Origin of the sequence: Asaia prunellae JCM 25354 (genome assembly GCF_000613885.1) — a bacterium.
Lineage (GTDB): Bacteria > Pseudomonadota > Alphaproteobacteria > Acetobacterales > Acetobacteraceae > Asaia > Asaia prunellae.
In genome coordinates this window covers 69,537-80,451 of the sequence record NZ_BAJV01000015.1, presented here as the reverse complement: position 1 = coordinate 80,451, position 10,915 = coordinate 69,537, and the positions used below count along the sequence as shown (strand labels likewise).

9 protein-coding genes and 1 pseudogene are annotated in these 10,915 nt (G+C 57.2%); 7 read left to right on the top strand and 3 right to left on the bottom strand.

All coding sequences use genetic code 11. From position 1 onward, the window contains the following. A partial coding sequence (locus JCM25354_RS18915) for a MutS-related protein (protein WP_408734996.1) occupies positions 1 to 575 on the top strand: 575 nt, incomplete at its 5' end. An 82-nt stretch (positions 576 to 657) separates the two neighbouring features. Further along, a complete protein-coding gene (locus JCM25354_RS12795) occupies positions 658 to 3,432 on the top strand; it encodes a [protein-PII] uridylyltransferase (protein WP_243444065.1) in 2,775 nt (924 codons plus the stop codon). On the opposite strand, the gene JCM25354_RS20330 is transcribed toward JCM25354_RS12795, so the two are convergent. From JCM25354_RS20330 to JCM25354_RS12785, 3 genes are read right to left on the bottom strand one after another with little or no spacing between them, the layout of a single operon-like run. Then, the gene (locus JCM25354_RS20330) at positions 3,412 to 4,131 is read right to left on the bottom strand and encodes a hypothetical protein (RefSeq protein WP_051537408.1); all 720 of its coding nucleotides are present in this window, start codon (positions 4,129 to 4,131) and stop codon (positions 3,412 to 3,414) included. The genes JCM25354_RS12795 and JCM25354_RS20330 overlap by 21 nt on opposite strands. 3 nt (positions 4,132 to 4,134) lie before the next feature. Next, a complete protein-coding gene (locus JCM25354_RS20325) occupies positions 4,135 to 5,103 on the bottom strand; it encodes a tetratricopeptide repeat protein (protein WP_051537407.1) in 969 nt (322 codons plus the stop codon). A 57-nt stretch (positions 5,104 to 5,160) separates the two neighbouring features. Beyond that, positions 5,161 to 5,511: a DUF3147 family protein gene (locus JCM25354_RS12785; RefSeq protein ID WP_035447794.1), complete on the bottom strand. Its 351-nt coding sequence runs from the start codon at positions 5,509 to 5,511 to the stop codon at positions 5,161 to 5,163. Between the two features lie 120 nt (positions 5,512 to 5,631). Here JCM25354_RS12785 and JCM25354_RS12780 point away from each other — a divergent pair, with 120 nt between their 5' ends. The 5 genes and pseudogenes from JCM25354_RS12780 to JCM25354_RS12755 all read left to right on the top strand — a co-directional run bounded on the left by JCM25354_RS12780 (position 5,632) and on the right by JCM25354_RS12755 (position 10,887). After that, the gene (locus JCM25354_RS12780; protein ID WP_025886295.1) at positions 5,632 to 6,015 is read left to right on the top strand and encodes a hypothetical protein; all 384 of its coding nucleotides are present in this window, start codon (positions 5,632 to 5,634) and stop codon (positions 6,013 to 6,015) included. A gap of 187 nt (positions 6,016 to 6,202) precedes the next feature. Then, positions 6,203 to 6,706, top strand: coding sequence for a hypothetical protein (locus JCM25354_RS18905; RefSeq protein ID WP_148301514.1), 504 nt, complete (start codon positions 6,203 to 6,205; stop codon positions 6,704 to 6,706). Positions 6,707 to 6,783: 77 nt separating this feature from the next. Beyond that, positions 6,784 to 8,190 (top strand): threonine synthase, encoded by a 1,407-nt coding sequence (thrC, locus tag JCM25354_RS12765; RefSeq protein ID WP_025886292.1) that lies wholly within the window; start codon positions 6,784 to 6,786, stop codon positions 8,188 to 8,190. A gap of 96 nt (positions 8,191 to 8,286) precedes the next feature. Then, positions 8,287 to 9,550, top strand: a pseudogene (locus tag JCM25354_RS18900) (M16 family metallopeptidase). Then, positions 9,547 to 10,887 carry a TldD/PmbA family protein gene (locus JCM25354_RS12755; RefSeq protein WP_025886291.1) on the top strand — a complete coding sequence of 447 codons (1,341 nt, stop codon included), beginning with the start codon at positions 9,547 to 9,549 and terminating at the stop codon, positions 10,885 to 10,887. The pseudogene JCM25354_RS18900 and the gene JCM25354_RS12755 overlap by 4 nt, the downstream one beginning before the upstream one ends. Positions 10,888 to 10,915 lie beyond the last annotated feature (28 nt).

Below are 10,915 nucleotides of genomic sequence, written 5' to 3'. Positions count from 1 at the left end.
CCTTCATGGTTGAGATGACCGAGACCGCTGCCATTCTGCGTCAGGCCGGTCCGCGTTCTCTCGTGGTGGTCGACGAAATCGGTCGCGGAACCTCAACACTCGATGGTCTGGCTATCGCCTGGGCGACCCTTGAAGCGCTCCATTCCCAGCTCGGATCCCGTACGATTTTCGCAACCCACTTTCACGAATTGTGCAGCCTCTCTGACTCGATGCCACGCCTGACCCCCTACACAATGGCAGTGCGTGAGTGGCAAGGGGACGTAATTTTCCAGCATGAAGTGCGCAAGGGATCAGCCAGAAAGAGCTGGGGGGTGCATGTTGCGCAGCTTGCCGGAGTACCCATGCCTGTCGTGCAGCGCGCCACACGCCTGCTTGCCGCACTTGAGCGCGATCAGGGCCGGAATGCGCCGCAACTGCCACTTTTCGAGACGGTCGCACAACCTGTCGAAAAGCCTGACAGACTGCGTGAGGCGCTGGAAGGGATCGATCCTGATACGCTTACTCCCAGGGCTGCGCTCGAGACGCTTTATGCACTGCATAAACTAGCGCTTGAAACAAAGAATGATTTGACCTGAGAATGGCTTTTCCGGGTTTCTTACAACGCTCGCTTAGTTACGGATCTTAATGCGCGAACCGATCTCCCTCCAAGAAACCGAGATGCGAGCTGTTCTTGCTGTCGCACTCGACCGGGCACGTCAGGCGGATGGCACTGTTTCGCGCGAGGATGCCGTCAGTCTTTTCCGGCGTCATATCGGTCGCCATCATGGTGAAATCCGTCGTCTTTTCGAAGGGCGCCAGCTCAAGGGGATCGCTGCCGCTTCGACGCTCGCATTATTGATGGATGGTACAATATCAAGCCTGTTCTCACTGGCCCGTTTCGTAACAGACGCGCCTGAAACAGGTCTGTGCCTCTGCGCGACCGGCGGGTTCGGTGCCGGACTGCTGGCTCCCTATAGCGATATAGATCTTCTTTTTCTGACCACGATGGAACCCGGGCCAAAAATCACGGCGCAGATAGAGTATATGCTCTATTTCCTATGGGATCTGGGTGTCCGTGTAGGCCACGCCACGCGATCAGTTGAGGATTGTCTCCAGGCCGCACGGGAAGATCTGACAATACGCACCACGCTGCTCGATGCACGCTGCATTGTAGGCGATGAAACCCTTTTCAGCGAACTCCTGGTGCGTTTTAACACAAGCGGGAATGGCGCGCTTTCCTTTATCCATGACAAGATAGACGAGCGCGAGAAACGCCATAAACGTTTCGGCGACAACCCTTACATGGTTGAGCCCAATATCAAGGAGGGGCGCGGTGGACTACGCGACCTCCAGACCCTGAACTGGATGACCAGGGTCCTTCAGGATGCAGACAAACCGGGTCCGGTCAGCAAACCCAAACCTCATGAACCCGCCTTCACGACACTCAGCCTTCTTACCGAACAGGAAGCGAACCGCGCCAGGCGCGCCTGGAACTTCCTCTGGACCATACGGCTCCATCTTCATTACATTGCAGGACGCGCAGATGAGCGCCTCTCTTTTGATGTGCAGCCGGTTATCGGAGGCCGCATGGGCTACGCTGGCCATGGGCGCCAGCAAGGCGTCGAGCGTTTCATGCGTCACTATTTCCTCACTACACGTGAGGTCATGCGTCTCAGCCGTATTCTCGAACCCACCATCATGCAGCGCCTTCAGGGGCCCATTCGCGAGACTGCCTATACCGGTCCCGGCATGGCATCAGATGTGGCCCGCCATTTCCATCTGATCAACGACCAGATAGCGCCCGCCGGGAGTGCAGATTTTGCCAGCGAGCCGCGCCTGATGGTGCATATGCTTGATGCTGCCTTTCGTGAAAATCTGGTTCTGCATCCAACGGCCATTCAGCAACTTATCCGCAATGAGCGCCGTATCGCCTCCCTGCGTGATGATCCGTTTACCATGCAGGTCTTTCTCTCCCTGCTGATGCAGCAGACGGAGATGAACCGGGAGAATCCCCGTCCAAGTGGCGCGGACTGGCTGACCATACTGAACGATACCGGCTTTCTGGGTGCACTCCTGCCTGACTGGTCACGCATTGTCGGTCAGATGCAGTTTGATACCTATCACATCTACACGGTTGACGAGCATAACATCGAGGCCGTGCGCATGCTGGGCTGGATCGAAGCCGGAACAATGGCGGATGAGATCCCTCTCGTCTATGATCTGGCGCGTGACATGCAGTCGCGTCGTGCAATGTACGTCGCAACCCTGCTTCATGACATTGCCAAGGGGCGCGGGGGCGATCACTCGGTTCTGGGGGCTGAAGTAGCCCAGCATATCTGCCCTCAACTCGGCCTCGACGCCGAGGAAACGGAAACAGTCTCCTGGCTGATCCTGCATCATCTCCTGCTCAGCCAGACAGCCTTCCGACGGGACATAGACGACCCGAGAACCATTCTGGATCTGGCCGACATCATCCAGTCACCCGAACGCCTGCGTCTTCTGCTGCTTCTCACCATTGCCGATATGCGGGCTGTCAGCCCCAATGTCTGGAATGCCTGGAAAGCGACATTGCTCCGCGAACTCTATTCCCGCGTGGCGGAAGTGCTTGAGGGAGGCCTCGCCGCCACGGAGCGAGATGAACGCGTCAGTCACGCCAAGGAGATGGTGCGTGACGGACTGGTTCAACAGGGTCTTACCGATGGGCAGGCAGCCCATTTCCTGTCTCTTGGCTATGCTGGCTACTGGCTCGGCTTCGATGCCGATACCCATATCCGTCATGCAAGACTGGTGCTCGACTCGGAAACGCATTCATCCCCCCTCACCATCGAAGCGACTCCCATTCCGCAGCGCGATGTGACCGAAATCACGATCTTCAGCGCCGATCACTCCGGTTTGTTTTCACAGATTGCCGGCGGGCTAGCTGTTGCAGGCGCATCGATCGTCGATGCCCGTATCCACACGCTCAGTGATGGCATGGCGCTCGATACATTCTGGGTTCAGGACGGCAATGGTCGTGCTTTCGAAACGCCCTTGCAGCTTGCCCGTCTGAACGGATTGATCGAGCAGGCGCTTTCAGGTCGTCTTGCCATCAGCGCCGAACTGGAACGCCTTTCAGACCAGCGCACGGCAAGGAGGATGCGTGCCATTCATGTGCCCTCGCGTGTCGTGATCGATAACCGCGCCTCCGAGCGTCATACAATCATCGAAATCAATGGCCGTGACCGACCCGGCCTGCTTTATGATATCACCCGCACAATCAGCGACCAGTCTCTCCAGATTTCCTCAGCACATATCACCACCTACGGCATGCGGGCTGTCGATGTCTTTTATGTACGTGATCTGATCGGGACCAAAGTTACATCCGAAACCCGGATGGCAGAAATCCGGGCGGCACTTCTGGCAACACTCAGCGAGGGAGACGCCAGTCATCCTTCAAGACCTGTCGCGGCCTGAGACCTCCCTCAGGGCTTGAGCCACACGGGCGATGACCGGTGGCCAGGCCTCTACCGGGGGAAGAAGTCCTTGCGGTCTGAAAATCCGGGTCTGTGCATACCAGTCGGGCCCCTGCCAGCGCCAGTCACCACCCTCACGGTCAAGAAGCCAGAATTCCTTCCCCATAGCGCCCGCCAGATGGGCCAACATACTGTCGACACCAATCACGACTTCACAACGCGCCATTGCCACAGCCGTCTCGATCAGGGTCTTTCCCACACCCTGTTCCATTCCCTGCAGTTGATCGCCCTGCTGCAGATTGACAAAGGTCAGCCCTGCCACTTCCAGAAGCGGAGCAAGCATATCCGGCGACAAAGAACGCCTTGCATCAAACCGGTAATGCGCACTGCCTGCCCGGAAGACACCGATACGTCCGCATTCCGTTTCTGTTTCTAAATCGAAATAAGGGGAAGGATCGATTTTCGTCACACCGAGAAAATCAGGCAGACTGAGCAGTGAACAGGAGAGTTCAGCCTCCCCTTCCAGAGTGATACGCCCGGATGACAGCAATGGCTTCAGCTCTGGCATGAAGGCGAGCAACGGCCTGAGCGGTTCAGGCAGGACCAGAAGAAGTGGCGCGCGCTGCGCCGCTTCTGGCACGAAACGCAGAAACTGGACATATCCCCAGACCCTGCTCCGCCTCGATCCGCACTCGCGCACTGGTTATTTCTCCGTGCCAAGCGCAGTGAAAGCCGAAAGACCGAGTACGGCCCGACGCATCTCGAAACCAGCCCAGCCAGAGGCAAACCGCCCCGAAGCAAGGTCAATCATGGCAAGATTGAAACGTGCCTGATCTGCGAGCCCGCCTCCTTGACTCGACAACGACCGGAAAAGGGCCTCAGCTTCCTCTATTCTGCCAATTTCGTTCAGCAATGTAGCGCGATTTAGTGCAATGACCCCCTCATGGGGCATTTTTGATATGGCATGATCGAAAGCAGCGAGGGCTTCGGCAAAGAGCCCCAGCGCCTGACAGACCAGTCCGAGATTGCTCAGGGTCTGTGCGCTTGGTGTGCCGAGAACTGTCGCCCTGGTAAGAACCTCATAGGCACGCTCCATCTCGGCATTCTCGAACAGGGCAGCGCCAAGGTTGGCCAGAGCCTGAGGATCATCAGGGCAAAAACGTACAAGAGCTTCGAATATTTCTATCGATCTCGCAAAACGACGCTGTACCATGAGAAATGTTCCATGATGCATGAGCAGAGGAACAGGTTCAGCAGCAAGTGACAGGGCTTCCTGAAATAATCGTGCCGCCTCATCATCCTGATCCTTGCGATAGAGCAGCTCCGACAGCAGCATTCTGGCCCTGAACTCCCGTGGTTCGAGCAGAAGAACCACGCGACACGCAGCAATAGCCTCACGCATATGTCCGGCTTCATCAAGGGCTGCCGCAAGCGTAAGATGAAACTGCGCCTTTTCCTGATCATTCCCGGCAAGGGTGAGCGCCTGGGCAACAGAGGCAATAGCAATACGAGGCTGACCGGTATGACGTGCAACACATGCCAGACCATGCCACGCCGCACCGCAGTCAGGCGCCTCGGCCAGAACCTCACGGAACAGGCGCTCTGCCAGAACAGAATTGCCGCCTGCAAGATAGGCCAGAGCAGTATCGATGCGTGAAGTATAGGCACTCATGCACTGATCATGACCGCTCGAAGGCGGTCATTCAACTATCACCCCGCAAGCATGACTTCAGAGAACAAGCCCAAAGCGCGGACCAATCCAGGTAACGGCAAGATAGAGTATAACAGTGAGCATACAGCCCAGACCCAGAGCCGTCCAGAACCCGATACCATGACGTAAGAGAGCTGGTATCAGCAGAAACATTGGCAGGGAGGGCAGCACATACCAGAATGTCGCCCCGGCATGATCAGCCATGTTCCCGGCATCAGGTTTCTCGACCCAGAGCCAGATCATGCCCAGAACCGATACCAGCGGCAGTGACGCAATCAGCGCCCCAAACCCCGGATAGCGCCGCGCCAGAGTCGATGCGATGGCAATCATGATACCGGAAATGGCCGATTTCAGAATAAGGGCGGTCACGTTGTCTCTATCCTGGGCTGAAAAAATCTGTCCGGCCGGACATCCCCGCAAACCATTCAAAAACCGCATTGCAAGGCAAGCTCAATCTTGCACAGGGTCTGAATGGGCTTACAAGGAGATATGGTCGCTTTTCTTCTTTTCCTGCGCCGCTCAGCCTGCCCTGCACTGGCGGTTTCTGCTCTGGCTGCCTCATCAGGTCCTGCACAGGCTGCCCATGAGCGCCCCTGGCTGGCCGATACCAGCCCTGCGGAAATTGCCCAGACCATACCCTTGCCAGGTAAGGCGGACTGGCATCAGGCTCTCCCGCTGAGTGATGGCAGCGTCATACTCCTGCGTGATCCAGGCGACAACGACAACACACCGCTCCTTGCACGGCTCGCGCCAGATACAACCGAAATCACGCCATTACTTCCGGACTGGAGCGATGTCACATCAGGCACTCGTGCCGGGGAAGGATTTGCACCGACCGCCCTCGCCCGTGACGAGACAGGTGGGGTATGTTGATCGATCAGGGCAGTAAGGGCCTGACACCCCGACTGATCAGGATTGATCCGACTACAGGCAGAATTCTGGCCGAACAGGTCCTTCCGCCGGAGAGCCTGACAAAAACCACCCGTTTCACCATGTTCGCAATTCATGGCCAGATGGCCTATCTGGCTGACGAGGGCAGCGCATCGTTGACGATGTTGATATGGCACGTCATCAGGCGACACGTTTTTTTGCCGGCTATCCCACCTCACGAGGCCATCTACCACTCACCATAGACCATCACATCGTGATGGGTCCGGATGGACATCCGGTAACACGCGACATGGCCTATCTCGCCCTCGAAACCAACGGAAAATGGCTCTATGAACTGGCTCCGACGGGCCCGATCTATCGTCTCTCGACAGATCTTCTGACAGATCCGTCGGTTACTGCTGCAGAACAGATGGAAGGCGTAACACAATGGCGTGGTACACCGACCGTGAGCGGCATGACGCTTGATGACAAGGCGACACTTTATCTGACGGATATCGAGAATGGCAGATTGCTGAGCTTTGACACGGCACGTCTCCCTCATATCCTGCTCGTCTCTCCCAGGCTCGTCCAGGCCGGGATTCCGGGTTGGGTGAAGACTTCTGCACAGAACGACACGGCAGGTACGATCTGGGTACCTGCAGGCCATGTCCTGTTGCGTATTGTCCTGCACTGAGATGTCTCCGATGGCCGATTTCCAACTTCCGTCTTTTCATGCCCCTTCCATCCTGACACTGAACCAAGAAGGCTAACATGCAGTACCGTTCCACACGCGGCGATGCGCGCGCGCGCTCCTTCTCAGACATTCTGCTTGCCGGTCTGGCCGAGGATGGAGGGCTGTACATGCCTGAAACCTGGCCACGTTTCACGCCTGATGAATGGCGCGCCATGCGCAGCCTGTCCTATCCGGATCTCGCTGCAAAGATCCTCTCGGTATTCACGGCAGGCAGCATCGATCTGCAAACGCTGCAGACGCTCTGTGCAAAAGCCTATGCCGGATTTTCGCACGCTGCCATCGCCCCACTGGCAGAAGTCGAGAACGGACTGTTTTCAATGGAGCTGTTCCATGGCCCAACGCTCGCCTTCAAGGATATGGCGATGCAGTTGCTTGGCCAGCTTTTCGAGCACGTGCTGACCGAGCGCAACCAGCGCGTCACCATTGTTGGTGCCACGTCAGGTGATACTGGATCTGCCGCGATCGAGGCTTTTCGCGGTAGCCCGCATCTTTCAGTGGCCATATTGCATCCCATGGGGCGCACCTCCGACGTGCAGCGCCGCCAGATGACGACGGTGAAGGATGACAACATCCTGAATATTGCCGTCGAAGGCACATTCGACGACTGTCAGGACATGGTGAAGGCCATGTTCGCCGACACCCCGTTCCGCGACGAGATTGGTCTTTCTGCTGTCAATTCCATCAACTGGGCGCGTATTGCCGCACAGATCCCCTATTATGTGCGCGCGGCGCTGATGATGGGCGCACCTGACCGTGAAGTTTCGTTTGCCGTACCCACCGGAAATTTCGGTAATGTCCTTGCCGCCTGGGCCGCCAGCCAGATGGGCCTGCCAGTGCGCCGCCTTTGCATCGGCTCGAACCGCAACGACATCCTGACGCGTTTTCTGACGGCCAATGATATGTCAATGCGTGCAGTCGAACCGAGCCTGTCACCCTCGATGGATATCCAGGTATCGTCCAACTTCGAACGGCTGCTTTTCGAGCTGCTTGATCGCAACCCTGAAGCCTGCCGCAACACCATGCAGGGCTTTCGTCAGACCGGGCGCATGGTCGTTGATCAGTCTGTCTGGACACGTGCCAATGAACGATTTGGCGCGCTGATGCTTGATGACGAAGCAACGCTGGCCGAGATGAAATCACTCTATGAGCGATCAGGCTATCTTGCCGATCCGCATACCGCAATCGGGCTGGCTGCCGGCCGCAAGGCTCAGGAACCTGGCATTCCCATGATCGTGGCAGCAACAGCCCATCCAGCAAAATTCCCTGATGCCGTACGCAAGGCCACTGGTGTCGACCCTGCATTGCCGCCTCATCTGGCTGACCTGTTCTCGCGTGAAGAACGCTACGAGACGCTCGCCAATGAGCTGAATATTATTGAAGACGCCGTACGCCGTCACATCAAGGCACATACACACGCGGGCTGAACATGGCCAAATCGCAGGAGGGGACTAGGATTCCCCCCTTCGACACGCCATGTCTGACCAGATCTTTTTCCCGTTATTCAGGACCATCACCACTCGATGACCGATCCGATCACCGTTACCACCCTTCCAATGGCCTTACCGTCGTGACCGAAAGGATGGAACGCGTCGAAACCGTTTCCTTCGGCGCCTATGTCGCTACCGGAACACGTAACGAAACTGCCGAGGAAAACGGCGTTTCCCATTTTCTCGAACATATGGCTTTCAAGGGTACAAGGCGCCGCACGGCGGCTCGCATTGCCGAGGAGATCGAGAATGTCGGTGGCCATATAAACGCCTATACGGCGCGTGAGCAGACGGCCTATTACGTCAAGCTGCTGAAAGAAGATCTGCCTCTGGGCATCGATATCATCGGCGACATCCTGACCCACAGCACGTTTCTGGAGCAGGAAGTCGAGCGCGAACGCGGCGTAATCCTGCAGGAAATCGGCCAGGCCAATGATACGCCTGACGACATCATTTTCGATCATTTTCAGGAAACCGCATTTCGCGACCAGCCTATGGGTCGCCCGACACTCGGCACGGAAAGCCTTATCGCCACGATGAAGCGCGAAACAATGATGCGCTACATGCAGACGCATTATACCACGCGCAATATGGTCATTGCCGCCGCGGGTAATCTGCGTCACGAGCAGGTGCTCGATCTGGTTCAGGAGCATTTCCGTGACCTGCCTGATCATCAGCCTCCGGCGCGCGAAGGCTGCACCTATTTGGGCGGTGAGTATCGCGAATCCCGGGATCTCGATCAGGCTCATCTCGTCATGGGCTTTCCCTCGGTCAGCTATAGCGACCCGGCCTATCACGCGACGATGCTCCTCTCGACCGTTCTCGGCGGGGGCATGTCATCACGTCTTTTTCAGGAAATCCGTGAAAACGCGGCCTGGTCTATTCGGTTTATTCCTTCGCCCTGCCTTTCCTGGATAACGGATTATTCGGGATCTATGCTGGTACTGGTGAACAGGAAGCCGCCGAACTGGTGCCGGTCATGCTCGACGAACTCCGTCGTTTGTCTGACGGCATCAGCGCTGAAGAGATCGCCCGCGCCCGTGCGCAGGTGAAATCGTCACTGCTCATGTCTCTGGAAAGCACGGGCAGCCGCTGCGAGCAGATCGCGCGTCAGCTGCAGCTTTTCGGTCGAGTGATTGACACCAGCGAAACGGTCGCAAAGATTGATGCTGTCGATGAAGCCGCCATGATCCGTGCGGCCGAGACCCTGTTCCGTGCCCGCCCGACCCTTGCAACGATTGGTCCTGTCGGCGCCATTCCGTCTTTCGACGCCATCAGCCAGAGGCTTGTTGCATGACCAAAGATCAGGAACGTCTCGCCCAACTCATCGACGCGGCAAAGCGTGCCGGGGCTGACAGGGCCGATGCGCTTCTGGTTGCTTCACGCTCGGTCTCCGCGATGTGCCGCCATGGTGTGCCTGAAGGGCTGGAGCACTCCGAGACCATTCAGCTCGGTCTGCGTGTATTCATCGGCAAGCGTGCCGCCAGTATTTCGGCGACCGCGCTTGAACCGGGCCGTTTCAGTGCTCTGGCAGAACAGGCAGTCGCCATGGCTCGTGTCGTGCCAGAGGACGCCTTTACAAGTTTTGTCGATCCCGATCAGCAGGGAAGCTACGACATAGCTGCACTCGATCTGGTTGATTCAACGGCCACACCCGGTCTGGAAGCCCTGCTGGAAAGAGCCCGGAAAGCCGAAGAAATCGGTCTTTCCTTTGAAGGTATCACGAACAGCAACGGCGCCTCGGCAGGCTACAGCCGCGTCGAGATTGCCCTGGCTGAAAGCAACGGCTTTTCCGGACAGTATGTCCAGACCAGTCACAGCAACGGCATCAGTGTCCTTGCTGGCGATGGACAGACCATGCAGCGCGATTATGCCGGTCACAGCGCGCGCCATCTGGAGGATCTGGATACACCCGAAAGCCTTGGCCGTGAGGCCGCGCGACGCGCTTTGGCACGCATGAATCCTGTCAAACCCCGTACAGGGGCGTTTCCTGTCGTATTTGACCGTCGTGTTTCCGCCAGTCTGCTTGGTCATCTGGCGGGGGCCATCAATGGTGCTTCTATTGCCAGAGGCTCATCATTTCTTTCTGCCTATCGCGGCAAACGCATCCTGCCTGAAACACTGAGCGTGATCGATGATCCGACACGACCACGCGGCTTGCGTTCAAAACCCTTCGATGCCGAGGGCTTTCTGCCCGCATCCTTCGCCTTTGTGCAGGATGGTGTCTTGCAGGACTGGATACTGGACAGCCGCTCGGCCATGCAGCTCGGTCTGACCAATAACGGTCGTGCCTCGCGGGGCGTTGGCGGACCACCTTCGCCCTCGATCAGTAATTTTTTCCTTGCTGGTGGAACAGGAACACGCGAAGCACTACTCGAAGACATCAGGGAAGGTGTCTATGTAACGGAAATGATGGGCTCATCCATCAATGGATTGACCGGAGACTACAGTCGCGGCGCATCAGGCTTCATGATCCGCAACGGACAACTCGCCGAACCGGTTGCCGAACTGACCATCGCGGGCAATCTCATCGAAATGTTCGCCTCTCTTCATGCTGCAGATGATCTCGAATTCCGCCACGGCGTTGATGCGCCAACTCTCAGAATTGACACAATGAGCGTTGCAGGAAGCTAGGGCTTACTTCGTCTGACTCACAAGGGTC

Bases quoted from the DNA above. Each gene is read 5' to 3' on its own strand.
- JCM25354_RS12795 (WP_243444065.1), top strand. From the start codon at position 658: ATGCGAGCTGTTCTTGCTGTCGCACTCGACCGGGCACGTCAGGCGGAT.
- JCM25354_RS20325 (WP_051537407.1), bottom strand. From the start codon at position 5,103: ATGAGTGCCTATACTTCACGCATCGATACTGCTCTGGCCTATCTTGCA.
- JCM25354_RS12780 (WP_025886295.1), top strand. From the start codon at position 5,632: ATGGTCGCTTTTCTTCTTTTCCTGCGCCGCTCAGCCTGCCCTGCACTG.
- JCM25354_RS18905 (WP_148301514.1), top strand. From the start codon at position 6,203: ATGGCACGTCATCAGGCGACACGTTTTTTTGCCGGCTATCCCACCTCA.
- thrC (WP_025886292.1), top strand. From the start codon at position 6,784: ATGCAGTACCGTTCCACACGCGGCGATGCGCGCGCGCGCTCCTTCTCA.
- JCM25354_RS12755 (WP_025886291.1), top strand. From the start codon at position 9,547: ATGACCAAAGATCAGGAACGTCTCGCCCAACTCATCGACGCGGCAAAG.